This window comes from Proteus sp. G2300, from assembly GCF_009915965.1.
Taxonomy (GTDB): Bacteria; Pseudomonadota; Gammaproteobacteria; order Enterobacterales; family Enterobacteriaceae; genus Proteus; species Proteus vulgaris.
Window position 1 is genome coordinate 79,064 of record NZ_JAABNK010000013.1, and the last position, 23,844, is coordinate 102,907.

27 protein-coding genes are annotated in these 23,844 nt (G+C 39.2%); 18 read left to right on the top strand and 9 right to left on the bottom strand.

Annotation, left to right across the window (positions count from 1 at the left end; translation table 11 throughout):
- Positions 1-77 precede the first annotated feature (77 nt).
- The 12 genes from hfq to rplI all read left to right on the top strand — a co-directional run bounded on the left by hfq (position 78) and on the right by rplI (position 11,701).
- Positions 78-365 (top strand): RNA chaperone Hfq, encoded by a 288-nt coding sequence (hfq, locus tag GWI97_RS07330; RefSeq protein WP_036939480.1) that lies wholly within the window; start codon positions 78-80, stop codon positions 363-365.
- Between the two features lie 94 nt (positions 366-459).
- Positions 460-1,743, top strand: a complete 1,284-nt coding sequence (gene hflX / locus GWI97_RS07335; RefSeq protein ID WP_036939477.1) for a ribosome rescue GTPase HflX — start codon at positions 460-462, stop codon at positions 1,741-1,743.
- Positions 1,744-1,835: 92 nt separating this feature from the next.
- Complete coding sequence (hflK, locus tag GWI97_RS07340) at positions 1,836-3,110, top strand: FtsH protease activity modulator HflK (RefSeq protein WP_052038568.1); 1,275 nt, start codon at positions 1,836-1,838, stop codon at positions 3,108-3,110.
- Positions 3,111-3,112: 2 nt separating this feature from the next.
- Positions 3,113-4,117 (top strand): protease modulator HflC, encoded by a 1,005-nt coding sequence (hflC, locus tag GWI97_RS07345; protein WP_036939475.1) that lies wholly within the window; start codon positions 3,113-3,115, stop codon positions 4,115-4,117.
- A 454-nt stretch (positions 4,118-4,571) separates the two neighbouring features.
- A complete protein-coding gene (locus GWI97_RS07350; protein WP_036939472.1) occupies positions 4,572-5,870 on the top strand; it encodes an adenylosuccinate synthase in 1,299 nt (432 codons plus the stop codon).
- Between the two features lie 428 nt (positions 5,871-6,298).
- Positions 6,299-6,727, top strand: coding sequence for a nitric oxide-sensing transcriptional repressor NsrR (gene nsrR / locus GWI97_RS07355; protein WP_036939470.1), 429 nt, complete (start codon positions 6,299-6,301; stop codon positions 6,725-6,727).
- A gap of 39 nt (positions 6,728-6,766) precedes the next feature.
- Positions 6,767-9,256, top strand: coding sequence for a ribonuclease R (gene rnr, locus GWI97_RS07360; RefSeq protein ID WP_036939467.1), 2,490 nt, complete (start codon positions 6,767-6,769; stop codon positions 9,254-9,256).
- Positions 9,257-9,344: 88 nt separating this feature from the next.
- Entirely contained in the window at positions 9,345-10,088 is a 744-nt protein-coding gene (gene rlmB / locus GWI97_RS07365; RefSeq protein WP_036939464.1) for a 23S rRNA (guanosine(2251)-2'-O)-methyltransferase RlmB, read from the top strand.
- Positions 10,089-10,251: 163 nt separating this feature from the next.
- On the top strand, positions 10,252-10,650 hold the full coding sequence (gene rpsF, locus GWI97_RS07370) for a 30S ribosomal protein S6 (RefSeq protein ID WP_036939461.1): 399 nt from the start codon (positions 10,252-10,254) through the stop codon (positions 10,648-10,650).
- A gap of 8 nt (positions 10,651-10,658) precedes the next feature.
- Positions 10,659-10,979 carry a primosomal replication protein N gene (gene priB, locus GWI97_RS07375; RefSeq protein WP_036939458.1) on the top strand — a complete coding sequence of 107 codons (321 nt, stop codon included), beginning with the start codon at positions 10,659-10,661 and terminating at the stop codon, positions 10,977-10,979.
- Between the two features lie 4 nt (positions 10,980-10,983).
- Positions 10,984-11,211, top strand: a complete 228-nt coding sequence (gene rpsR, locus GWI97_RS07380; protein ID WP_000135199.1) for a 30S ribosomal protein S18 — start codon at positions 10,984-10,986, stop codon at positions 11,209-11,211.
- 40 nt (positions 11,212-11,251) lie between these two features.
- Positions 11,252-11,701 (top strand): 50S ribosomal protein L9, encoded by a 450-nt coding sequence (gene rplI, locus GWI97_RS07385; protein ID WP_023583606.1) that lies wholly within the window; start codon positions 11,252-11,254, stop codon positions 11,699-11,701.
- A gap of 87 nt (positions 11,702-11,788) precedes the next feature.
- Here rplI and GWI97_RS07390 read toward each other — a convergent pair whose 3' ends face one another.
- Both GWI97_RS07390 and GWI97_RS07395 read right to left on the bottom strand, forming a co-directional pair.
- The gene (locus GWI97_RS07390) at positions 11,789-12,457 is read right to left on the bottom strand and encodes a LysM-like peptidoglycan-binding domain-containing protein (protein ID WP_087803776.1); all 669 of its coding nucleotides are present in this window, start codon (positions 12,455-12,457) and stop codon (positions 11,789-11,791) included.
- A gap of 53 nt (positions 12,458-12,510) precedes the next feature.
- Positions 12,511-14,205, bottom strand: a complete 1,695-nt coding sequence (locus tag GWI97_RS07395) for a hypothetical protein (RefSeq protein ID WP_052038567.1) — start codon at positions 14,203-14,205, stop codon at positions 12,511-12,513.
- 237 nt (positions 14,206-14,442) lie between these two features.
- Between GWI97_RS07395 and GWI97_RS07400 the strand changes: the two genes are divergently transcribed.
- From GWI97_RS07400 to zinT, 3 genes are read left to right on the top strand one after another with little or no spacing between them, the layout of a single operon-like run.
- Positions 14,443-14,691, top strand: coding sequence for a type B 50S ribosomal protein L31 (locus GWI97_RS07400; protein WP_161751895.1), 249 nt, complete (start codon positions 14,443-14,445; stop codon positions 14,689-14,691).
- A gap of 13 nt (positions 14,692-14,704) precedes the next feature.
- Positions 14,705-14,830 carry a type B 50S ribosomal protein L36 gene (gene ykgO / locus GWI97_RS07405; RefSeq protein WP_006535739.1) on the top strand — a complete coding sequence of 42 codons (126 nt, stop codon included), beginning with the start codon at positions 14,705-14,707 and terminating at the stop codon, positions 14,828-14,830.
- A 4-nt stretch (positions 14,831-14,834) separates the two neighbouring features.
- Positions 14,835-15,482: a metal-binding protein ZinT gene (zinT, locus tag GWI97_RS07410; RefSeq protein ID WP_036939427.1), complete on the top strand. Its 648-nt coding sequence runs from the start codon at positions 14,835-14,837 to the stop codon at positions 15,480-15,482.
- Positions 15,483-15,681: 199 nt separating this feature from the next.
- Here zinT and GWI97_RS07415 read toward each other — a convergent pair whose 3' ends face one another.
- The 4 genes from GWI97_RS07415 to GWI97_RS07425 all read right to left on the bottom strand — a co-directional run bounded on the left by GWI97_RS07415 (position 15,682) and on the right by GWI97_RS07425 (position 18,661).
- Complete coding sequence (locus GWI97_RS07415) at positions 15,682-16,083, bottom strand: DUF1240 domain-containing protein (protein WP_082239502.1); 402 nt, start codon at positions 16,081-16,083, stop codon at positions 15,682-15,684.
- A complete protein-coding gene (locus GWI97_RS07420; RefSeq protein WP_052038566.1) occupies positions 16,076-16,630 on the bottom strand; it encodes a hypothetical protein in 555 nt (184 codons plus the stop codon). Before GWI97_RS07420 ends, GWI97_RS07415 begins: the two co-directional genes overlap by 8 nt.
- On the bottom strand, positions 16,617-16,871 hold the full coding sequence (locus tag GWI97_RS18365; RefSeq protein ID WP_052038565.1) for a hypothetical protein: 255 nt from the start codon (positions 16,869-16,871) through the stop codon (positions 16,617-16,619). Before GWI97_RS18365 ends, GWI97_RS07420 begins: the two co-directional genes overlap by 14 nt.
- Before the next feature lie 341 nt (positions 16,872-17,212).
- Positions 17,213-18,661 (bottom strand): NAD-dependent succinate-semialdehyde dehydrogenase, encoded by a 1,449-nt coding sequence (locus GWI97_RS07425; RefSeq protein ID WP_087803775.1) that lies wholly within the window; start codon positions 18,659-18,661, stop codon positions 17,213-17,215.
- A 273-nt stretch (positions 18,662-18,934) separates the two neighbouring features.
- Between GWI97_RS07425 and GWI97_RS07430 the strand changes: the two genes are divergently transcribed.
- Positions 18,935-19,555 carry a peptidylprolyl isomerase gene (locus GWI97_RS07430; protein WP_036939421.1) on the top strand — a complete coding sequence of 207 codons (621 nt, stop codon included), beginning with the start codon at positions 18,935-18,937 and terminating at the stop codon, positions 19,553-19,555.
- Positions 19,556-19,697: 142 nt separating this feature from the next.
- On the top strand, positions 19,698-20,438 hold the full coding sequence (gene cysQ, locus GWI97_RS07435) for a 3'(2'),5'-bisphosphate nucleotidase CysQ (RefSeq protein WP_036939418.1): 741 nt from the start codon (positions 19,698-19,700) through the stop codon (positions 20,436-20,438).
- Between the two features lie 53 nt (positions 20,439-20,491).
- Here the strand turns inward: cysQ and GWI97_RS07440 are convergent, their stop codons facing one another.
- Complete coding sequence (locus GWI97_RS07440; protein ID WP_036939415.1) at positions 20,492-21,052, bottom strand: YtfJ family protein; 561 nt, start codon at positions 21,050-21,052, stop codon at positions 20,492-20,494.
- Positions 21,053-21,334: 282 nt separating this feature from the next.
- On the opposite strand from GWI97_RS07440, the gene GWI97_RS07445 reads away from it, so the two are divergent.
- Complete coding sequence (locus GWI97_RS07445; RefSeq protein ID WP_036939412.1) at positions 21,335-21,541, top strand: DUF1107 domain-containing protein; 207 nt, start codon at positions 21,335-21,337, stop codon at positions 21,539-21,541.
- 79 nt (positions 21,542-21,620) lie between these two features.
- Here GWI97_RS07445 and GWI97_RS07450 read toward each other — a convergent pair whose 3' ends face one another.
- Both GWI97_RS07450 and msrA read right to left on the bottom strand, forming a co-directional pair.
- The gene (locus tag GWI97_RS07450; protein ID WP_036939410.1) at positions 21,621-23,003 is read right to left on the bottom strand and encodes a hemolysin family protein; all 1,383 of its coding nucleotides are present in this window, start codon (positions 23,001-23,003) and stop codon (positions 21,621-21,623) included.
- Positions 23,004-23,153: 150 nt separating this feature from the next.
- Positions 23,154-23,792: a peptide-methionine (S)-S-oxide reductase MsrA gene (gene msrA / locus GWI97_RS07455; protein WP_036939407.1), complete on the bottom strand. Its 639-nt coding sequence runs from the start codon at positions 23,790-23,792 to the stop codon at positions 23,154-23,156.
- Positions 23,793-23,844: the final 52 nt, after the last annotated feature.

Below are 23,844 nucleotides of genomic sequence, written 5' to 3' on the forward strand. Positions count from 1 at the left end.
AAGCGCAATTTTTGAGTAGTTCATTTTTCGAACCAATTGGGTTCTAATATAAAACAACAAAATAAGGAAAACATAGAATGGCTAAGGGGCAATCTTTGCAAGATCCTTTCCTGAACGCATTACGTCGTGAAAGGGTTCCCGTTTCTATCTATTTGGTAAACGGTATTAAATTGCAGGGTCAGATCGAATCTTTTGACCAATTTGTTATTTTGCTGAAAAACACAGTAAGTCAGATGGTATACAAACATGCTATCTCTACCGTGGTGCCTTCGCGTCCTGTTTCTCATCATAGTAATACAGGTACTAACCAAGCAGGCACAAATTACACTGGTAGTGCTACTCAGCAGGATGATGTTGCGGAATAATTATCTAATATTATTCTTGATATAAGAAAAACATAGGTAGGGAGACTTTACCTATGTTTTTTCCTGTTTTTATAAAGTCCAAGAGGTTTCGCCTTTGTTTGATCGTTATGAAGGTGGCGAATTAGCCGTTTTAGTGCACGTATTCTTTTCTCAAGAAAAGGACATTGATGATTTGCAAGAATTTGAATCTTTGGTGACATCTGCGGGTGTTAAGCCAGTTCAAATTATTACAGGAAATCGTAAAGCGCCTCATCCTAAATATTATGTGGGTGAAGGTAAGGCAGAAGAAATTGCCGAAGCTGTAAAAGCAAGTGGTGCAGATGTTGTTTTATTTAATCATGCACTGACACCTGCACAAGAACGAAATCTGGAAAGACTTTGTGAATGCCGTGTGGTTGATCGTACGGGAGTTATCCTGGATATTTTTGCACAAAGAGCAAGAACCCATGAAGGAAAACTACAGGTAGAACTCGCCCAGTTACGTCACTTATCAACTCGTTTAGTCAGAGGGTGGACTCACCTTGAAAGACAAAAAGGGGGGATTGGGTTACGAGGACCAGGTGAAACTCAGCTAGAAACAGACCGTCGCTTACTCCGAGGTAAAATTAGTCAAATTCTAATGCGATTGGGTAGGGTTGAGCGTCAGCGTGAACAAGGACGACAAGCGCGAAGTAAAGCTGATATTCCAACATTATCCCTTGTTGGCTACACGAATGCAGGGAAATCGAGTTTATTTAATCATATTACCTGTTCAGATGTGTATGCGGCAGATCAGCTCTTTGCAACATTGGATCCGACACTAAGACGTATTCAAGTCGATGATGTGGGTACGGTTGTATTAGCGGATACTGTTGGTTTTATTCGACATTTACCTCATGATCTTGTTGCTGCTTTTAAAGCTACTTTACAAGAAACACGAGAAGCTACTTTACTTCTTCATGTTATTGATGCAGCTGATAGTCGTTTTGAGGATAATATTCATGCAGTTGAGCGTGTATTAGAAGAGATAGATGCTCAAGAAATACCGACACTGCATGTCATGAACAAAATTGATCTTCTTGAAAACTTCACCCCAAGAATTGATCGAAATGAAGAAAACTTACCCGTTAGGGTTTGGGTTTCAGCACAAACAGGCGAAGGTATTCCTCTGTTATATCAGGCGTTGACAGAACGTCTTTCAGGTGAGATCGCACACTTTGAATTACGTTTACCGCCAGAAGAGACAGGGCGCTTGCGTAGTCGTTTTTATCAATTACAGTCCATAGAACGCGAATGGATTGAAAAAGACGGTAAAGTTGGGCTAATCATACGTATGCCTATGGTAGACTGGCATCGCCTTTGCAAGCAGGAACCCAATTTATTGGATTACGTGGTCTGATATTCGGCCATAAAAAAGAACATTAACTGAGAGCTGGCGACGAAATCGGCTCTTAAGCCTGATAAATCTAATCATAATAATGGAGCTAGAACATGGCGTGGAATCAGCCCGGTAACAACGGACAAGACCGCGACCCGTGGGGTAACCGAAACAGCGGCAATAATAATGGCGATGGTAACGGTAACTCCAACGGCAATCAAGGAGGTCGGAATCGTGGAGCATCAGATCTCGATGATATGTTCCGTAAACTGAGTGAAAAACTCGGTGGTTTCGGCGGTAAAAAAGGTGGGAACTCCTCTTCTGGGCAAAATGGCGGACCTCGTGGTAATGCTGGAAATCTTCTGATTTCTCTTGCATTAGGTGCGGTTGTCGTAGTTTGGGCTGCAAGTGGTTTTTATACCATTAAAGAAGCAGAACAGGGTGTAGTAACTCGTTTTGGTAAATTTTACCAAATCGTTGAACCTGGCCTGAACTGGAAGCCGACTTTTGTTGATGAAGTTCAGCCTGTTAACGTGAAAACTATCCGTGATTTAACGACGGGTGGCATGATGTTAACGTCAGATGAAAATATGGTTCAAGTTGAGATAAACGTGCAGTACGTTGTCTCTGATCCAGAAACATTTCTGTTTAACCTCACTACACCTATTAACAGCTTAGGTCAAGCAACTGACAGTGCTGTACGTGGAGTGATTGGTCGTTCAGAAATGGAAAAAATTCTGACTTCAAACCGTTCAGAAATTCGTGACCAGACGCGTCAAGAATTAGAAGAGACTATCCGCCCTTATAACATGGGTATCTCGATTGTGGACGTCAACTTCCAAGTTGCTCGCCCACCAGAAGCTGTAAAAGCGGCATTTGATGACGTAATTGCCGCTCGTGAAGAAGAACAAAAAACAATTCGTCAAGCTGAAGCTTATAAAAACGAAGTGTTACCGCTCGCTAAAGGTAACGCTCAACGTATGATTGAAGAAGCAACAGCATATAAAACCAGTGTGGTGATGAGAGCTGAAGGTGAGGTGGCGAGTTTCGCTAAAATCTTACCTGAATATCGTGCAGCTCCCGATATTACTCGCGAGCGTCTGTACATTGAAACAATGGAAAAAGTGCTATCGAAAACACGTAAGGTCATTGCTAATGATAAAGGTAACAGCATGTTAGTGTTGCCCTTAGAGCAAATGTTACGTCAGCCATCTCAATCGGGAGTATCAAATACCCATGAGGCGCCAACTCGTATGCCTGCACCTGCTCCAACTGTAAATCCAGCACCAACACAAAAACCTGCAACAACGACTTATGGTAATGGTGGATATGGTAGTAATAATGGCGGTTATGGTCAGCCTTATGGCAATAATCAAGGGGGACAATAATCATGCGTAAAGTTATCGCTGTTGTTGCAGTTATTATTTTAGCGTTGTTGTACTCCTCTGTGTTTGTCGTCCAACAATATGAGCGTGGTATCATCTTACGCTTTGCCAAAGTTGTACGTGATGCTGAAAATAAACCTGTTGTTTATGAGCCAGGTCTTCATTTTAAAATCCCATTCATTGAGAATGTGAAAAAACTGGATGCGCGTATTCAAACTATGAATATCCAGCAAGACCGCTTCTTATCAGGTGAGAATAAAGACTTATTAGTCGATTCTTATCTAAAATGGCGTATCAGTGATTTCAGTACTTACTATCTGGCAACGGGGGGTGGTAATACAACACAAGCTGAAACTTTACTGCGTCGTAAATTCAGTGACCGTTTACGTTCTGAGATTGGTCGTATGAGCGTAAACCAAATTATTACGGATTCTCGAGGTCGTTTAACTATTGATGTTCGTAATGCACTGAATGAAGGTACACCTTCTCGCGACACAAGTGCTGCTGATGATGCGATTGCCATTGCTGCGAAGAAAGTGGCTGAAGAAACTAAAGGTCAAGCTCCTGCTATCAATATGAACAGTATGGCGGCATTAGGTATTGAAGTCATTGATGTTCGAATTAAGCAAATCAACCTGCCTATGGAAGTTTCTGAGGCGATTTACCAACGTATGCGTGCAGAACGTGAAGCTGTCGCTCGTCGCCACCGCTCACAAGGTCAAGAGCAAGCAGTGAAAATTCGCGCAGCGGCTGATAAGACCGTTACAGAAACGTTAGCTGAGTCTGAGCGTGAATCGTTACGCCTTCGCGGTGAAGGTGATGCTCAAGCAACAAAACTGTTTGCTGATGCGTTCAGTCAAGATCCTGACTTCTATGCCTTTATTCGTAGCTTACGTGCTTATGAGAAGAGCTTTAACCAAGACGGTAATGACGTCTTAGTGCTAAGCCCAGATAGCGATTTCTTACGCTATATGAAAGCTCCAACAAAAGCGAGAGCGCTTGAAGAGTAAGCTAAATACGTTAAACCGTTTAGATAAATAATAAAATCCTCCACCTTAAAAAGTGGGGGATTTTTTTTGAAATCAATAAGATAAAACTAATAAATTGTTTAAGAAATAAAAAACTGTACATAAAAAGATGAAAATTTATGCTTAATGGTTTCCAAAATGGTTTTAGCTGGGATAGTATAAAGTGAAAATTGCATTTCAAGATAAACCTTCGGCAATTCCGAAGCGTCTTCTTCGCCATTTTCACTTTTATGTCACTCTGCTTCCTATTTTTGCGATCAAAATCGTTGATAAAAGTCACAATACGTTTGTGGTGCAGATTTTTCGGGCAAAAATATTGACAATGGCAAGATAACCTATTGCTTAAAAGCGGGGATGACATAATTAGATAAAATCTACTGTAACTCTTGATTTGAGATGGTAGAATCCTTTTTTAAGCAACCGAGTGTATTTTGAAATGAGTAATAACGTTGTCGTATTGGGCACCCAGTGGGGTGACGAAGGCAAAGGCAAGATAGTCGATTTGCTGACAGAACGCGCTAAATATGTTGTTCGCTACCAAGGTGGCCATAACGCAGGTCACACTCTAGTCATCGACGGTGAAAAAACCGTTCTTCATTTAATCCCATCAGGCATTCTCCGTGAAAATGTTGTTAGCATCATAGCAAACGGTGTCGTTTTATCACCAGAAGCGCTGATGAAGGAAATGACTCAACTTGAAGAACGTGGCATTCCTGTTCGTTCACGTTTACTTCTGTCTGAAGCTTGCCCATTAATCCTTCCTTATCATATCGCATTAGATAATGCGCGTGAGAAAGCGCGTGGCGAGAAAGCTATTGGTACAACAGGTCGTGGTATTGGTCCTGCTTACGAAGATAAAGTGGCTCGTCGTGGTTTACGTGTAGGCGATCTGTTTGATAAAAAAGCGTTTGCACAAAAACTCAAAGAAATCATCGAATATCATAACTTCCAACTGGTGAACTACTATAAAGTTGAACCTGTTGATTACCAAAAAACCTTAGATGATATCATGGCAATTGCTGATATTCTGACAGGTATGGTTGTTGATGTTTCTGACTTACTGTACAAAGCAACGCAAAACGGTGAGTTAGTGATGTTTGAAGGGGCACAAGGTACTTTATTAGACATCGACCACGGTACTTATCCGTATGTAACCTCTTCAAACACAACAGCAGGTGGTGTGGCAACGGGATCCGGTTTAGGCCCTCGCTATGTGGGTTATGTATTAGGGATCATCAAGGCTTACTCTACTCGTGTTGGTGCAGGTCCATTCCCAACTGAATTATTTGATGAAGTGGGTGACTTCCTACGTGAGAAAGGCCAAGAATTTGGTGCTACAACAGGTCGTAGCCGTCGTACTGGTTGGTTAGATATCATCGCCATCCGTCGCGCTGTTCAAATCAACTCACTGTCTGGTTTCTGCATGACTAAACTGGATGTGTTAGATGGTTTAAAAGAAGTGAAACTGTGCGTAGGTTACCGCTTACCCAATGGTGAAGTGATCGATACAACACCTTTAGCAGCTGATGATTGGGAAGGGATCGAGCCTATCTATGAATCCATGCCGGGTTGGAACGAAAGCACTTTTGGTGTGAAAGATCACGCTCAACTGCCACAAGCTGCGCTGAACTACATCAAACGTGTAGAAGAGTTAACAGGTGTTCCTGTTGATATCGTTTCTACGGGCCCAGATCGCTCAGAAACTATCATTCTCCGTCATCCATTTGATGCATAATCTGTATTAAATTGGTTTGATGTGAAAATCGTCCCTGAAAATGACAGGGGCGATTTTTTCGTATCTATTCGTTAGTGAATTGAAGATAAAAATACGTGTTACATACATTAAGATAAGACAGCTTTACACTCGGTTTTGCTTCTGTTTTATTGGTAACGAGTAAAAACAATAAGACAATATTATTGTTGAAATGCTAAAAATAAAAAAGCGATCTGTTGAAAACCGACAGTATCGCTTTTTCTTTGTTTGTGATGTCGCTATTATTTTGTGAATAGTCAAGTGAGAGACGGAAATAACTCGCTTTTGAGTATATCTTTGCTAAATGTCCAAAAATTAAACATAATATTGCTTAATAAAATGATATTCTCATTAATAATTACTTATCCCTTAATGAACTTAATAGGGAAAACCACTTTTCAGAGGTCATTGTGCAATTAACCAGTTTTACAGATTATGGATTGCGAGCATTGATATATATGGCTTCACTGCCAGAAGGCAAAATGACAAGTATCACAGAAGTGACGCAAGTCTATGGTGTCTCACGTAACCATATGGTGAAAATTATCAATCAACTTAGCCATTTAGGTTTTGTTGAGGCTATTCGTGGTAAAAATGGAGGGATCCGTTTAGGAAAGCCTGCAACAGACATCATTGTTGGTGATGTTGTCCGTGCTTTAGAGCCACTTTCATTAGTAAACTGTAGCGCTGAGTTTTGTCACATTACCCCAGCTTGTCGATTAAAACTGGTGTTAAATCAGGCGATTGAGCAGTTTTTGAAAGAGTTAGACCGTCACACACTCGCAGAGCTAGTTGAAAACAATAGCTCCTTATATAAATTGTTATTAGAAGATGTTTGAGTCTACTATTTCATCAAATCTGATAGCTTGGAGGTCATAATGTCAAAAGATCCTTTTCAGGATAGAGAAGCAGAAAAATACGCCTCTCCAATTGCTAGTCGCGAATATATTTTAGAAGAAATGAAAAAGCGCACGGCACCAATGAGCCGTGAAGATTTAGCACAGGCGTTAAAAATTTCGAGTGAAGAAGATCTAGAAGCGTTACGTCGTCGTTTACGAGCGATGGAGCGTGATGGTCAATTAGTTTTTACTCGTCGCCAGTGCTATGCATTACCTGAACGTCTTGATTTATGGAAAGGCAAAGTAATTGGTCACCGTGACGGTTATGGTTTTTTACGCGCAGAAGGTCAAAAAGATGATCTTTATCTTTCTCAAGATGAAATGAAAAAAACCATGCACGGCGATGTTATTCTGGCCCAACCTTTAGGGATGGATAGAAAAGGTCGTCGTGAAGGTCGCGTAGTACGTGTTATTGAACCAAGAAATAACCAAATTGTTGGTCGCTATTTTATTGAATCTGGTATGGGATTTGTTGTACCGGATGACAGTCGTTTAAGTTTTGATATTCTTATTCCTAAAGAAGATATCATGGGTGCGCGTATGGGGAATGTGGTAGTGGTTGAAGTCACTACAAGACCAACGCGACGGACTCAAGCCGTAGGTCGTATTGTCGAAATTTTAGGCGAGGCGATGGGAACAGGTATTGCAGTAGAAATCGCATTACGTACTCATGAAATTCCGTATACATGGCCAGCAAAAGTCACAAAAGAAGTTGCTGATTTAAAAGAAGAAGTGCCTGAATCAGCCAAAGAAGGCCGTGTTGATTTACGTGGCTTGCCTTTAATTACCATTGACGGTGAAGATGCACGAGATTTCGATGACGCGGTGTACTGCCAACGTAAAAAAGGCGGTGGTTGGCGTTTATGGGTCGCAATTGCTGATGTTAGTTACTATGTACGTCCACAAACGGCATTAGATACAGAAGCGCGTAGTCGAGGAAACTCTGTTTATTTCCCTTCTCAAGTTGTCCCCATGTTGCCAGAAGTCCTGTCCAATGGACTGTGTTCACTAAACCCACAAGTTGACCGTTTATGTATGGTTTGTGAGATGACCGTTTCTGAGCAAGGTCGTCTGTCTTCTTATAGATTCTATGAAGCAGTGATGAGCTCTCATGCACGAATGACATACACCAAAGTATGGAAAATTATTCAAGGTGATGAAGAGCTACGTGAACACTATAAGCCTATTGTTCAAGATATTGAGCATCTTTATGAATTATATCAAGCGCTTGATAAGGCACGTCAACAGCGTGGTGCGATTGGATTTGAATCAGAAGAAGCGAAATTTATCTTTAATGCAGAGCGCCGTATTGAGCGTATTGAGCCTGTTATTCGTAATGATGCACATAAATTAATTGAAGAGTGCATGATCTTAGCGAATATCGCGGCTGCTCGATTTGTTGAGAAAAACGAAGAACCTGCGTTATACCGTATTCATGATAAACCAAAAGAAGAGAGCGTATTGAATCTACGTTCAGTCTTTAATGAATTAGGTTTAACATTGCCGGGTGGATTAACACCAGAGCCTGCAGATTATGCGCGTGTCATGAAAGAGGTTGAAGACAGACCTGACCGTGAAATGCTACAAACGATGATCTTACGCTCTATGAAACAGGCGATTTACGATCCTGAAAATCGCGGGCACTTCGGCTTAGCGCTAAAATCTTATGCACATTTTACCTCACCAATTCGTCGTTATCCTGATTTAGCTTTGCACCGAGCAATTAAATATCAAATTGCAAAACAAGAAGGTCATGGATCACAGCGTTGGACGCCAACAGGGGGTTACCATAGCGATATGGACACCATGTTGCAATTAGGTGAGCACTGTTCTTTAACAGAACGCCGTGCTGATGAGGCCACACGAGATGTGGCTGATTGGCTGAAATGTGATTTTATGCTGGATCAAATAGGTCAACAATTTACGGGTATTATCACCAGCGTAACGGGCTTTGGTTTCTTTGTTCGTTTAAATGACCTGTTTATCGATGGTTTAGTGCATGTTTCTACATTAAATAATGATTATTATCAGTATGATAATGTAGGGCAACGCTTGATTGGTGAGTCTTCAGGACAAGTCTATCGTCTTGGTGATGAAGTTGAAGTTAAAGTTGAAGCTGTAAGCATGGATGAACGTACTATCGACTTCTCCTTAATTTCAACAACACGCACCGCACGTAACCCAGGTAAAACAGCACGAGTTCGTGGGTTAAAAGGCGAAAAAGACAAGAAAAACGCAAGTTCTAGCAAGTCTCGACGTCGTGATGCAAGTAAAGATAAAAACTTTGAGCCTGATAGCGCCTTTAAAAAAGGCAAATCAGCTCGAAGTCATGCGAGCAAAGACAAAGCTGTAAAAGACCAAGTTGCGAAAGATAAAGCGAGTAGCAAACGTAAGAAAGCATCATCACAAACCAAAAAGATAGAGGCAAAACTTAAAGCTAAGCGCGCAGCCAAACGCGATAAAGCATAAGATTTGTTTTTCTGGTTCTTGTTAAAAGGCGGAAACTCCGCCTTTTATCTGTTTTGTGCCTTTTATTTTTTAATGAGTAAGCACCGCTATGAGCGAAGAAATTATTTATGGTATTCACGCAGTAAAAGCATTGCTTGAGCGTGATCCTGCACGATTCAAAGAAGTTTATGTATTAAAAGGGCGTGAAGATCGCCGTTTAACCCCCGTTATTCATGAATTGGAAGCCCAAGGGGTTTTAGTTCAAGTCGCTAATCGTCAGTGGTTAGATAGCCAAACAGAGGGGGCTGTTCACCAAGGAATTATTGCTAAAGTAAAACCAGGTCGTCAGTATCAAGAACAAGATTTACCAGACTTATTAGCTACAGTTGGTACACCTTTCTTATTAGTGCTAGATGGTGTTACTGATCCCCATAATTTAGGTGCTTGTTTACGTAGCGCAGATGCGGCTGGTGTGCATGCTGTTATCGTTCCGAAAGATCGCTCAGCACAGTTAAATGCAACGGCTAAAAAAGTGGCTTGTGGTGCGGCAGAAAGTGTTCCTTTAATTAAAGTGACTAACCTAGCCCGTACATTGCGTTTTCTGCAAGAAGAGAACATTTGGATTGTTGGCACAGCAGGGGAAGCAGATCACACCTTATATCAAAGCAAACTCACAGGCCCTATGGCTCTGGTGATGGGCGCAGAAGGTGAAGGCATGCGCCGTTTAACACGTGAACATTGTGATGAGTTGATTAGTATTCCAATGGCTGGAACGGTGTCCTCGCTCAACGTTTCTGTCGCAACGGGTGTGTGCTTATTTGAAGCAATGCGTCAGCGTATTTCTGTGAAATAACTGCTTAATTTATTTTATTGTCTATACTCCCTTGAGTTTTATTGACCGCGGGGGTATAGTTACGCGTCAATTTTTTCAGTCACAACTTAAACAAGTTCCTTGCCTCCATGGGTGGTGACTGACCCTGACAGGAGGCTGATAAATCCGTAAGGAGCAATATCAAATGCGTCATTACGAAATCGTTTTTATGGTTCATCCTGACCAGAGCGAACAAGTTCCGGGCATGATCGAGCGTTATAAAACCGCTATCACTAATGCAAATGGTCAGATCCACCGTCTAGAAGACTGGGGTCGTCGTCAATTAGCTTATCCAATCAACAAACTGCACAAAGCACACTATGTTCTGATGAACGTTGAAGCTCCGCAGGAAGTGATTGATGAACTGGAAACTACTTTCCGTTTCAACGATGCCGTTCTCCGCAACATGATCATGCGTACTAAACACGCAGTAACTGAAGCTTCTCCAATGGTTAAAGCAAAAGACGAACGCCGTCGTGATATCGCTGATGACCTTGATGATGAAGATGAAGTTGATGATGTAGCAGAGGATTCTGCAGAGTAATTAGTGCTGTGACGGCTAATAATCATTTGGTGCTAACTGGCACAGTGTGCAAAGCATTAATACGAAAAGTTAGCCCCGCAGGGATCCCGCACTGTCAATTTGTTATTGAACATCGTTCAATGCAAGAAGAGGCGGGATTAAAGAGACAATCATGGTGTCGAATGCCCATTATTGCTAGCGGGAAAGCGTTACAAGCAGTTACTCACAGTATAACGGTCGGCAGCCAAATCACCGTTTCAGGATTCATTAGTAGCCATCAGGCGCGAAATGGACTGTTTAAATTGGTGCTTCATGCCGAGCAGATTGAATTGATAGATTCTGGAGACTAGCCATATGGCACGTTATTTCCGTCGTCGTAAGTTCTGCCGTTTCACAGCAGAAGGCGTACAAGAGATCGATTATAAAGATATCGCTACGCTGAAAAACTATATCACTGAAAGTGGTAAAATTGTACCAAGTCGTATCACCGGTACTCGTGCAAAATACCAGCGTCAGCTGGCTCGTGCTATCAAGCGCGCACGCTACCTGTCTTTATTACCTTATACTGATCGTCATCAGTAATAGGTATATAGTCCATTAATGACTTGTAGAGGATAAGGTAATGCAAATTATTCTGCTTGATAAAGTAGCGAATCTGGGTAGCCTGGGTGATCAGGTTAACGTAAAATCGGGCTATGCTCGTAACTATTTAATCCCACAGGGTAAAGCTGTTTCTGCGACTAAGAAAAACATTGAGTTTTTCGAAGCGCGTCGTGCTGAGTTAGAAGCTAAATTAGCTGAAACTTTAGCAGCAGCTGAAGCTCGTGCAGCGAAAATCAATGCACTGGGTTCTGTCACTATCAGCTCTAAAGCGGGTGACGAAGGTAAACTGTTTGGTTCAATCGGTACTCGTGACATCGCTGATGCAGTAACTGCAGCTGGCGTTGAAATGTGCAAAAGCGAAGTTCGCCTGCCAAATGGCGTTCTGCGTACTACTGGTGACCACGAAGTTCACTTCCAAGTTCACAGTGACGTATTCGCTGAACTGAATGTTATCATCGTTGCTGAATAATCTTTGATTAAACAGTGAATGTTGATAAGGAAAACGCCAGCTTAGCTGGCGTTTTTTTTGAATAAATTTAAGTTTTTTTACCATAGTCTATGGCGTGCGATAATAACTTCCATCGCTTAAGCGTGTATAAGTAATGACGGTACCTGCGCTGTTTGTCACTTCTAGCATACTGACATCACCTTGTGGACTACGCTGTAATCGAATCGCCTGCCCTGAACGTAATTGGCTTAATGATTTCTGTTGATCTTCTGATTTTGCCATAGAGAAAGCATCATTTACTGGAAGTTGATTATCTCTAAAGAGCTGCGCTAAGGTTTGCCCTTCTTTAATGGTATATGTTTGCCATTTTTGTGTGGATGTTGAAGCAGACTTTTGTGGTTGCGCTGTTTGATCAACGTTTTCATCTATATTGTTTGCCGTTGAGTGTTCACTGGGGCTCTCTGTTCCTTGATCGGCATCTAAGCTATCTTGAGCTTGAGGGATCGGTGCCTGATAAATTGGCGTTTCGTTAGTGACTGAGGGTGCAATTGGCACAGGAAGATCTTGTGTTGATGATGACGGTTGAGGTGGCTCACCATTATTTTCACTTGTCGGCCAAAAAAACACGACCAACAAAACTACGGCAATAACCAGTATTGCTCGACGATGTAAGCCAGGGAATTTGCCCATATTCACCTCATTATTGATCTGTGAATCAGTATTATGAATTGCTGTAACATCTTTTTTATTCCTTGTAGCCATACTAGCACGAACCATGATCCTAACCTGCTCCCTGAATTCTTTTCAGAATTATCTATTTTCTCTAACCATTAATGTTCTTCATTTCCTTGATGATTAACTAAAAATAACTTTATACGTTGATAAGCATTTTTATCGGTTTCTATGGTTAAGGCTTGTGTTAATTCACCATAAAGATCATGAGGCAATAATGTATCAGACCAAGTTGAAAGAACATTCAGCGCCATATTTCTATCACGTAATATCGGGCTACGTAATTGCCGTTTGATGAGTGACCAGCCGATACCGGGAAAACCACCAAGATCTTGCATAATATATTCAACGGCATGATGGGGCTGATATTCAGAGTAGGTAGTTATTAATGGATCATCTGTGCTACCTAATTGTGTTAATTCAATTTGTTGTTCTGCAAGTTTGACTACTCTTTCTATTTTATGAGAAGCATCTGTTTGCATTAATTGATACCACCAGTCTGCATTTGGATTATCTTTTTGTAGTGAAAAGAGTAATTCCCAAATATCAAGGCGAAGAGACTTTGCTACCAGACTTGCTTGGTAATTTTTTGAGCGAGAGGGATGTTGTAATGCTTCAATAATGAGTGTTGACCACTCTGGTTTTTGAATAATATTTTGTGAAACAGACATAATTTGCTGTTGGCCATGGTCATCCCACCCTAATGTTTCGAGTAATAACCAATCTTCACCACTATTTTGTACAAAATCAGTGATTTCACAAACGCAATAAAGTAATTTTAGCTCTTTTGGTGGCAGTGCATCGACTTGTGAAATAAACGCTTTGCAAACTTGAGCACCCTCACTGTAATCATAAATATCTTTTGCTGGGCCACCATTAAGCAATGCACGTAATAAATCACTACAACCCAGTAGCAGTGTGTTATCTAAAGGATGCGTATGGAGTATCTCTAATAGTTTGCCTTTCGTTACACAGTCATAGGCGACATATTCTGTCATTACATTATTTTTATACCCTTCAGTGAGTAACCAATAACGATTATTTACCGAAAGCGTTGATGGCAGATGTTCAATAAACTGAATTCGTCCCCAGCCTTTAGTTCGTTGACCGAGGGCGTGTAAAAAAGGCTCAAACTCTTCACAAGAAAGGCGCTGTTTTAGCGAACGAATCGCATAAAGTGTAAATTCAGGGTGGAGGGCGAACAATAAAAGTAAACGTTGAGAAGTATTATCACGAAATGATCTTAACAACCCTAAAGCGATTTTAACGGGATTCTTATCAGGGCTCAGTTTTAAGATCCATAAGATCAACTGAAAATAGATCTTATTTTTAAACAATGCTTCATCTTGTTCTATTTGGTCGATCAACTGGGAAAGATAAGTTATTGGGGCGAGTTTATCCTGACAGACTATTGCATAAAAAGAAGTGATATGATCTTTATCGGGTAAAAGCACAACATTTTTGATTGCGTTATAGAGTGATAGGATAAATTCCTCACATGATTGCTGTGAAGGTTGCTGTTCGATCGCGCGACCTATCCGTTGATGCAGAATAATACCTTCGCGAGCGCCTGCTGACCAACTGAAAGGAATAGATTCATTATTTGATTTTTCTTTTAAGTGGTTTTCTGACAATAGATTTAATTCATCAGGTAAAGGCTCATCGCCTATTTCATAAGGAATTAACAGTGAAAAAAGCGAAGGAGTAGAAGTAGGAAAAACATTAGGAAAGTCTATATTAAGATCAATAGACAGAGGTGACTTACTGAAAAGCTTATCGCGCCAATGAGTCATAATATGTCCTATTTGTTTTGCCGTCTTAGTATAACTTTAGCGGAAAATAGATAAACTGGATAAAAAAAGGTCAGAAAATCCACTTATATCACTTAAAAAGTCACGCCTAAAACAGCCTCCTTTTTTCTAAGATTGAAAACAGATTAAAAAAAACTGGTCAAGGAAATTAAAAAGCGCTACATTACTGTAATTCAATATTGTTATATTATAACATTACAAGTATGATTGGAGTTTTATATGAAACCAGGTATTCATCCACAATATCGAATTGTCATTTTTCATGACACTAGTGCAGATGCTTACTTTAAAGTTGGTTCAACCATTAAGACGGAAAAAACGATAGAGTATGAAGGGGCAATTTACCCTTATGTCACGTTAGATGTCTCTTCTCAATCTCATCCATTTTATACCGGTAAGCAAAAAACACATTCTCAAGAAGGTAATGTGGCGCGCTTTAATAAACGTTTTGGCCGTTTTGTTAAGTAAGAAGGAAAGAAAAATGCAGGTATTAAGCTCATTAAAAAGTGCAAAACAGCGCCATCCTGATTGTAAGGTTGTGCGTCGCCGTGGTCGTCTTTATGTAATTTGTAAGTCAAATCCACGTTTTAAAGCAGTTCAGGGGTAAGATCATGCAAAGACCGATATTTTCTTGTTTTTTGATTATGGGTTTGTTGAGTAGTGCGATGTCTGTTTTGGCTCATGGGCATCATCATGAAAAAGTACAAACACAAGCACAACGAGATGCTGCTAATGGTATTTTTGAGGACAAGGACGTTCTCAATCGCCAGCTTAGTGATTGGGATGGCGTATGGCAATCTGTAGAGCCTTATCTGGTTAGTGGCGAGCTAGATGAGGTTTTACAAAAGAAAGCAGAAACGAAAAAAGATAAAACGGTTGAAGAGTACCGAGCCTATTATGCACAAGGCTATAAAACTGATGTGGATATGGTTGGCATTGAAAACAATATTATTGAGTTCCATAGAGGCGAGAACGTCGATAGCTGTGAATATCATTATGATGGTTATCGTATTCTACATTATGAGTCTGGTAAAAAAGGCGTACGTTATCTTTTCCGTTGCGATGATGCTAAAAGCCAAGCACCTAAATTTATTCAATTTAGCGACCATATTATTGCGCCAGAGAAAGCAGGGCACTTCCATTTATATATGGGCAATATATCGCAAGATGAATTACTTAAAGAACTAAGTAACTGGCCAACGTATTACCCTTATTCCATGAAAGCAGATGATATTGTTCATGAAATGCTTTATCACTGATTTAAGTAAAATAAATAGAAAATAAAATAATAAAAAAATCTTTAGCAAAGGAATGCTAGATTTTTTTAATTAATTATGTGATATCAAAAGAACAATAAAATAATTCATGTGAAAGTTATTTGATTGGTAATACATCAAGTTATAGTATTAACAGTGGTATGATTACATAGGCTTTATCACATCATATAAAATATATATGCTATTTACACATATCTTTTAATATAACATATTCGCTTGGTGCAAAGATTGATTGTTTATAGCAAATATAATATCCCTTAGAGACTAAATCATATCTGACATAAAATGAAAAAAAGAAACTAAAAACAATTCCAGCTATTGCAATAATAGCAAGATAACCGGCGATTTTATTATTCATTTTTTTTATTTTTTTCTTATATGCACAAATAAAAATTAAATAAGAAAAATATATTAGTAAGGGTGAGCCAAAACATAATAATGCAGTCTGGAAAGAGAATAATATACGCTCTTTCATTGAAAAATATTCAATGTAATATGATATTGAAAAATAAAAACAAAAAATAGATAATAAAAAAATAAATAAAGAAGTTAAAAATAATTTCAGTGGGCTTATTTTATCCACGGCTAAGTCTCCCCCATTGTGTGAAAAATTGATCAGGGTGATAAGGCGTTTCAGGTTTCTTTTCCCGATAAGATTTTAGATTTTTAATAATGGTTTCACTGATCTTAAATTCATCATCTAACTTATAGAGAAAATATGAAATTGCAAGACTCAGTAAAAATATTCCTACAGATACAACAATGACACTTCCTCCTGAAATTATCCCTAATGTTGTTATAACACCGACTATAGTTGTAATTACTTGTGTTGCAATAGCCAATTTTGCCATATCCATAGTTATATTTATGAAAAAACTAGTGAGCTCATATTCATCTCTAAATATGAGCTCTACAATTCTATAAGTTGCTGAAAATACAATTGCAAAACGTACTCCTCCAGCTGAAACGGAATTCATTCCTTGAGTTCCTACTCCCATATATATAATACGAGGATTATTTGCTAGATATCGAGTCGCATTTAAATAAGCTCTAACGCCCGCATGACTTGAAATTCTTATATAAATATTTCTAAATTCATTAATAATCCTTTCGACTCTATATGATATCATAGATATTTCCAGAATATGATGAAGCGATATCACCAATACTAAATAAAGTGTCTTTCGATGATTTGTAAGGTGTTGGAGTAGATAAGTTTTTTAGAACATCATCAGCTTCTTCAATGGTGATAAGTGCCGCAACATTTTCATCATCTTCCGTATCATTAAGGATCCGCTCAATTCTTTTCTTATTGTTGTATTGTTCTTCTCTGTCCCAATCAATAACAGTGGTATCGTATATATAGCCCATATAAAAAGATCCTTTTTTTATAAATTTAAATTAGATTAATAAAATTTATGATTTTATGCAATTAAAAATATCCACTGTTAGATTAATTAATTGAAAGTTAGCTTAACAACAAGGGTGATTTTATTTTTTATTATGTAATATTCTATTTTTATTATTTACTTTAAGTGGATAGTATCCTTCGCTATACAAGAAGTTATTTTTATTTTTTTTATATAATTAATAAATAAACTGAAGATATATAAATATAATTTTTAATATTTTTCGATAATAAGAGAAAATAGTAAAGGAAAAAGCAGTAGCATCCATGCTGACTTACTTTTATAAGTTGAGTTAACGATTATTTATAATCCCTGGCAGAGATACTTCATCTCCATATAATCTTCAATACCGTGTTCAGAGCCTTCACGACCTAAACCTGATTGTTTAATTCCTCCAAATGGTGCAACTTCATTAGAAATTAAACCCGTATTAATGCCCACCATGCCGTATTCTAAATTTTCAGCAACACGCCAAATACGTTGTGGATTTTCACTATAAAAATAAGCCGCTAAGCCATAAATGGTATTATTAGCTAAATGCACCACTTCATCTTCATTTTCAAAAATAACTAAAGGTGCTACAGGGCCAAAGATCTCTTCTTCAAGGATATGGCTATCAGCAGGAACATTGCCGACAACGGTAGGTTGGAAGAAGTTTTCACCAGCTTTATCACCGTCTCCACCACAAAGCAGTGTTGCACCGCGTTTTAGTGTGTCAGCAAGCAATGATTGTGATTTCTCAACAGCTTTACGGTTAATGAGAGGCCCAATAGTAACACCTTCTTCAAAACCATTTCCTACTTTGAGCTTTTTAACAGCAGCAACAAAGCGTTCACTAAATTGTTGATAAACATCCTTATGAATATAGAAACGGTTAGCGCAAACACAGGTTTGTCCTGCATTACGGAATTTTGCTCCCATAGCACCTTCAACTGCTTTATTAATATCAGCATCATTAAACACGATAAATGGTGCGTTACCGCCTAATTCTAAAGAGACTTTTTTTACGCTATCTGAGCACTGGCGCATTAATAAACGTCCAACACCTGTAGAGCCTGTAAAACTTAATTTGCGAACACGGTTATCGGAGGTAAAGACTTCGCCAATTTTAATGGCATCACCTGTCACAATATTAATAACACCAGCTGGAATACCGGCTTGAGTCGCTAATTCAGCTAAGGCCAATGCGGTATAAGGTGTTTCATTGGCAGGTTTAATCACCATAGTACAACCCGCCGCTAATGCAGGTGCGGCTTTACGGGTGATCATAGCTGCCGGGAAGTTCCAAGGTGTGATAGCAGCACAGACACCAATACCTTGTTTGATCACCATCAAGCGTTTATCAGCAGAAGGTGAGGGAATAATTTCACCGTTAGTTCTCTTACCTTGCTCGGCAAACCACTCAATAAAAGAGGCTGCATAAGTAATTTCACCTTCAGCTTCAGCAACGGGTTTACCTTGCTCAAATGTCATTAATTCAGCAAGTTTTCTTTTATTTTCAGTGATTAATCTAAACCAATTTTGCAATAATGCTCCGCGCTGATGTGCTGTGAATGCACGCCATTGCGGTAAGGCTTTTTGTGCGGCATCAACCGCCATTATGGCTTCTTGTGTTCCCATATTAGGAACTGTACCTAGTTGTGTGCCAGTTGCGGGATCAATGACATCAATCGTGTCGTTATTTTTAGCATTACACCAAAGACCATCAATATAGCCTTGTTCGCGGAAATAGGGATTTGTCGTTATCTTCACTTAATACCTCTCTGAACATATCTGTATATTGATATTTAGCGCTGAATTAACAGGGCTAGGCTGTTTTATGCCTACTGATAATTATATGCCTGTGTTGCGGAGTTGTGAAAATAAGTATGACAAATCACACTAAAAAAGTGCTAAAAACAGGATAAATAGCGTCAATTGCTTCTATTTTTAATGAATAACCCCATTACTCAAGACAGAAGGTTTACGCTGTACCTTACCACTGTTATTCTTGGGATCAACTTTCATAAAAAACAGGTATTTTTCATGTCAAAACCATCATTTGATTCTATCGAATCACAGGCAAGTTACGGTATTGGTCTGCAAGTCGGTCAACAACTGACAGAATCAGGTCTTCAAGGATTAGAGCCCGCAGCACTGTTAGCTGGCTTGACCGATGCATTAGAAGGTAATGCGCCTTCTGTACCTGTTGAAACATTACACAATGCCTTACGTACTATGCATGAGCGTGCTGAAGCTGTTCGTCAAGAACGCCAAGCTGAGCTGGCTGATGCGGGTAAAATTTTCTTAGAAGAGAATGTGAAAAATGAAGGCGTTCAAGTTACAGAGTCAGGTTTACAGTATAAAGTACTGACAGCGGGTGAAGGTGCGATCCCTGCACGTACTGATCATGTTCGTGTTCATTACACGGGTCGTTTAATTGACGGCACTGTATTTGACAGTTCTGTTCAACGCGGTCAGCCAGCGGAATTCCCTGTAAATGGTGTTATCGCAGGTTGGATTGAAGCATTAACATTAATGCCAGTAGGCTCTAAGTGGGAATTATATATCCCTTATCAATTAGCCTATGGTGAACGTGGAGCAGGTGCGGCTATTCCTCCATTCGCAACATTAGTATTTGAAGTAGAATTATTAGAAATTTTATAATTTCTTATTCTGCGGCAAATCAGAGTAAAAAATAGCCGGTTTTGCCGGCTATTGTTGTCTCTATACTAAAATAAAGAGATAGTAGGGTAATTGATTTTTATAAGAGAAGTGATCATGCTTATAGAAATAAGAGAGGTGCATTATGTTAGAACAAGTCAGCAAATTAGCTCGCCAAGCCGGTATGGCGATAATGCAGATTTATCAGCAATCCGAGCCGATTCAAGTGCAGGAGAAAAGTGATCATTCACCTGTGACGGAAGCAGATTTAGCAGCTCATCAAATTATCAAACAAGGACTTGCTTCTATTGCTCCTGACATCCCACAATTATCTGAAGAAGATCCACCTGAATGGGAAGTTCGCCGTCATTGGGATCGGTATTGGCTAATTGATCCACTAGATGGTACAAAAGAATTTATCAGTAAAAATGGTGAGTTTACGGTGAATATCGCCTTAATCGAAAAGGGCATTCCTGTTTTAGGTGTAGTTTATGCACCAGTGCAAAATGTGTTATATGCGGCTGCCAATAAAAAAGCGTGGAAAGAGGAGTGTGGTCAGCGATTACCTATCCATGCAAGCCGAGCAGACCCTCCTGTGATTGTAATTAGTCGATCTCATCAAGATGATGAATTAAAAGAGTATTTATCACAATTAGGTGAACATCAAACGGTCGCCGTCGGCTCATCTCTAAAATTTTGTCTTGTTGCGGAAGGTAAAGCGCAGCTTTATCCCCGCTTTGGACCTACACATACATGGGATACCGCAGCTGGTCATGCTATCGCTATTGCAGCAGGTGCGCATGTTACCGATTGGAAAGGGGTAACTCTAGATTATTCTCCTAAAGCATCATTGATAAATCCAGGATTTAGAGTCTCTATATTTTAGTATCATATTATAGGATCAGAGCCCTTTATTTAATAAGGGCTTTGATATAGAGATTATTCTTTAATGAGATCATTGATAAGATTGATGGCTGTTGTGATTTCCGAGCCACTTAACACACCTTCTTTGACAAAACGGACTTTGCCTTGTTTATCAAGTACAACAATCGCTGAACTCTCTTTTTCTAACCCCCAGCCTTTTAATGCTACGCCATCGGCATCAACAATAAATTGTGACCAAGGAAACTCTTTTTTACTGTCTTCGACACTGCCACGTACAAAGGGACCTGTACCAAATACTGCATCATCTGTATTAATAATGGTTGTTGTTTGATAACTCGCTTGCGGGAATTTGGCTAATTTAACTGCTTCAATAAATGGCGCATTCATCTCCTTTGCTTTACTCCGTCCTGCTATATGCTGAACAGTACGTACTTTCCCACTCAGCAGACCACTGTTCCAATTTTGGTAGCTAAACTTATCTTTGGCTGTGTCATAAAGTAGCTCACCTTTGTCATTGATGGTGACCGCTGGGAGAACCGTATTTTCAGTGATGTTATGGGCCAATACCCACGTTGAAGTGCTAAGTAAAAGTGTCGCTAAGGTGAGTTTGTGCATAGCTATTGTCCTATTATTGAGGTCACGTTAGGTTCTATTTAAGCATAGAAGCTAGTGAAGAATAATACCTCATTATTGATACATTTATTTAACATTGAGAGGGTGAGATATTGCTTACGTTATCTTGATTTACATTCTTTACTGTCAATAAATGTAAAAATAGATAAGAAATTTAAATAAGTTGAACCTAGTACTTATAATTAGGTCTTTAAATTTGATATATAAAGATAAGTCTTTATGACTTATTAAACTCAACAACGAGCATGGGAGACTAACTGAAAGATGAAAATCTTCAATCGCTATAACCCTGAAAAAATTGCTCTCTACGTTAAGACGTTATTTCGTGGACGGTTTTATATCAAAGGAATGGGTGCATTTGAATTCGATTACGGTAAAATTCTATTACCTAAAATAAAAGATAAGCTACATTTTAATGTAATGAGTGAAGTAAACCAGCAGGTTATTTTACTTAAGGCTGAAATGGGTTAACTTTTATCTGATAGATAACTGAGTCTTTCTCTTCGAGTTTTCAGATAAGACTCAGTTATTAATTTCATTTAGTTACTAACTAATCAGCAATTTTATTTTCATCTTTTTTGATTTCGACTTCCGTTGTTGTTGTCTGTGTAACAGGAACATGCTCCTGTAAGACGGGTTTAACGGGAGGAATATCATCAACTTTTGTCACAAGTAATTGATCAATTTTATAATTATCAATATCGACAACTTCAAACTTATACCCCGAGAACTTCACGTAATCAGTGCGTTTTGGAATTTTACGCAAGCGGTACATCATAAAACCTGCAATAGTTTCATAGTTACTAGAATCAGGGAAATCATCAATATCAAGTGCACGCATCACATCATCAATTGGTGTACCACCTTCAACTAACCATGAGTGTTCATCACGACTGACAATTTGCTCTTCTTGCCCTGGTCCAATTAAATCGCCCATCAATGTTGTCATCACATCATTTAGTGTAATAACGCCCATTACCATGGCATATTCATTGAGGATGATGGCAAAATCTTCACCTGATGTTTTAAAACTTTCTAACATATCTGAGAGTGTCAATGTATCAGGAATAATGAGAGCTTTGCGGATATGAACGCCTTCATTAAGATTTAGGCTTTGTCCATTGATAACTCGATTAAGAAGCTCTTTAGAATCTACATAACCAATAATATGGTCGATATCACCTTCACACACTAAAAATTTAGAGTGAGGCTGGGTGGCAATTTTTTCTTTAATGTCGTTTTCAGTTTCTTCGCGATCAAAATAAACCACATCTTCCCTAGGCGTCATTGCAGAAGGAACGGTGCGTGATTCTAATTCAAAGACATTTTCAATGAGTTCATGTTCTTGTTTACGTAAAACCCCAGCAACAGCCCCGGCTTCTACAATGGCGAAGATATCATCAGAAGTAATATCTTCATTTCTGACCATCGGGATTTTAAATAGCTTGAAGATGAGATCCGCCATACCATTAAATAACCACACCAGAGGGCGGAAAAAGGCAAGACAGAGGCGCATTGGATTGACAATTCGTAATGCGATAGCTTCTGGCTTAATCATACCAATACGTTTGGGGGTTAAATCAGCCAGTAAAATAAACATTGATGTGACAATAATAAAAGAACAAATAGACCCAAGTTGCTGAGCTAATGGTTCTTCAAAAAACTGTAGATAAAAGCTTTTAAGTGAAGGAGAAAATGCGGATTCACCGACAATACCCGCTAAGATAGCAACGGCATTTAATCCAATTTGTACGACTGTAAAAAACATGCCTGGCATTTCTTGCATTTTTAATACACGAGCGGCGTTAATATTGCCCTCATCGACTAGTTGTTTGAGTTTAATTCGACGAGAAGCAGCAAGCGAGATTTCAGACAGTGAAAAAAAGGCGCTGATAGCACAAAGCAAAAGCACAATGAGTAAACTATTAAGCATATAAGGCTCACATCACCCCGAGTATTTAATCCAAAGGGCAATACTAGAGTGTTAAAAATAGAAGATAAATCAATATATTGTGATGGAATTATTCACAAAGATAGATAAGAGGGCGTAATTATATCATCGCCCTACTATTTTCTGCTAGTGTTACTTTTCTGGGGGATAGCAGATACCAATTCCTCCTAACCCACAATAACCTTGTGGGTTTTTATGTAAATATTGCTGGTGGTAGTCTTCAGCAAAATAGAATGGGCCCGCTGGCTGAATTTCAGTGGTGATCTTTTCAGTAGTACCTTGGGCATTCATCGCTTGTTGATAACGTTTCTTTGACTCAACAGCTTGTGCATATTGTTCAGTGTTGACGGTGTAAATAGCAGAACGGTATTGACTCCCAATATCATTACCTTGGCGCATACCTTGTGATGGATTATGATTTTCCCAAAAAAGAGCCAGAAGTTGTTGGTAGCTAATTATTGCGGGGTCAAAAATAATTCTCACCACTTCACTATGGCCAGTTAAACCTTGGCAAACTTGTTGGTAGGTTGGATTTTCTGTTACACCACCGCTATAACCTGCACTTGTTGAGTAAACGCCAGGCTGTTGCCAAAATAGACGTTCAGCACCCCAAAAACAGCCCATGGCAAAATAAGCGATACTCATCTTTTCCGGGATCTCATTAATGGAATGCCCATTTACCGCATGATTAGCAGATATTTCTAATGGCGTCGAAGTGCCCCTTAAGGCATTCTCAGGTTGGTAAGCTTGATGTTGCAAGGTAGACTCCATTTTTTATATTTGTAAACGCTTTACTATGGTAAAGGTTTAATATTGTTATAAA

Bases quoted from the DNA above. Each gene is read 5' to 3' on its own strand.
- msrA (WP_036939407.1), bottom strand. From the start codon at position 23,792: ATGGAGTCTACCTTGCAACATCAAGCTTACCAACCTGAGAATGCCTTA.
- ykgO (WP_006535739.1), top strand. From the start codon at position 14,705: ATGCAGGTATTAAGCTCATTAAAAAGTGCAAAACAGCGCCATCCTGAT.
- GWI97_RS07440 (WP_036939415.1), bottom strand. From the start codon at position 21,052: ATGCACAAACTCACCTTAGCGACACTTTTACTTAGCACTTCAACGTGG.
- rpsF (WP_036939461.1), top strand. From the start codon at position 10,252: ATGCGTCATTACGAAATCGTTTTTATGGTTCATCCTGACCAGAGCGAA.
- zinT (WP_036939427.1), top strand. From the start codon at position 14,835: ATGCAAAGACCGATATTTTCTTGTTTTTTGATTATGGGTTTGTTGAGT.
- hfq (WP_036939480.1), top strand. From the start codon at position 78: ATGGCTAAGGGGCAATCTTTGCAAGATCCTTTCCTGAACGCATTACGT.
- GWI97_RS07400 (WP_161751895.1), top strand. From the start codon at position 14,443: ATGAAACCAGGTATTCATCCACAATATCGAATTGTCATTTTTCATGAC.
- GWI97_RS07445 (WP_036939412.1), top strand. From the start codon at position 21,335: ATGAAAATCTTCAATCGCTATAACCCTGAAAAAATTGCTCTCTACGTT.
- rnr (WP_036939467.1), top strand. From the start codon at position 6,767: ATGTCAAAAGATCCTTTTCAGGATAGAGAAGCAGAAAAATACGCCTCT.
- GWI97_RS18365 (WP_052038565.1), bottom strand. From the start codon at position 16,871: ATGGGCTATATATACGATACCACTGTTATTGATTGGGACAGAGAAGAA.
- GWI97_RS07450 (WP_036939410.1), bottom strand. From the start codon at position 23,003: ATGCTTAATAGTTTACTCATTGTGCTTTTGCTTTGTGCTATCAGCGCC.
- rplI (WP_023583606.1), top strand. From the start codon at position 11,252: ATGCAAATTATTCTGCTTGATAAAGTAGCGAATCTGGGTAGCCTGGGT.
- GWI97_RS07420 (WP_052038566.1), bottom strand. From the start codon at position 16,630: ATGATATCATATAGAGTCGAAAGGATTATTAATGAATTTAGAAATATT.
- hflK (WP_052038568.1), top strand. From the start codon at position 1,836: ATGGCGTGGAATCAGCCCGGTAACAACGGACAAGACCGCGACCCGTGG.
- GWI97_RS07350 (WP_036939472.1), top strand. From the start codon at position 4,572: ATGAGTAATAACGTTGTCGTATTGGGCACCCAGTGGGGTGACGAAGGC.
- rpsR (WP_000135199.1), top strand. From the start codon at position 10,984: ATGGCACGTTATTTCCGTCGTCGTAAGTTCTGCCGTTTCACAGCAGAA.
- GWI97_RS07390 (WP_087803776.1), bottom strand. From the start codon at position 12,457: ATGGTTCGTGCTAGTATGGCTACAAGGAATAAAAAAGATGTTACAGCA.
- GWI97_RS07395 (WP_052038567.1), bottom strand. From the start codon at position 14,205: ATGACTCATTGGCGCGATAAGCTTTTCAGTAAGTCACCTCTGTCTATT.
- hflC (WP_036939475.1), top strand. From the start codon at position 3,113: ATGCGTAAAGTTATCGCTGTTGTTGCAGTTATTATTTTAGCGTTGTTG.
- cysQ (WP_036939418.1), top strand. From the start codon at position 19,698: ATGTTAGAACAAGTCAGCAAATTAGCTCGCCAAGCCGGTATGGCGATA.
- GWI97_RS07430 (WP_036939421.1), top strand. From the start codon at position 18,935: ATGTCAAAACCATCATTTGATTCTATCGAATCACAGGCAAGTTACGGT.
- rlmB (WP_036939464.1), top strand. From the start codon at position 9,345: ATGAGCGAAGAAATTATTTATGGTATTCACGCAGTAAAAGCATTGCTT.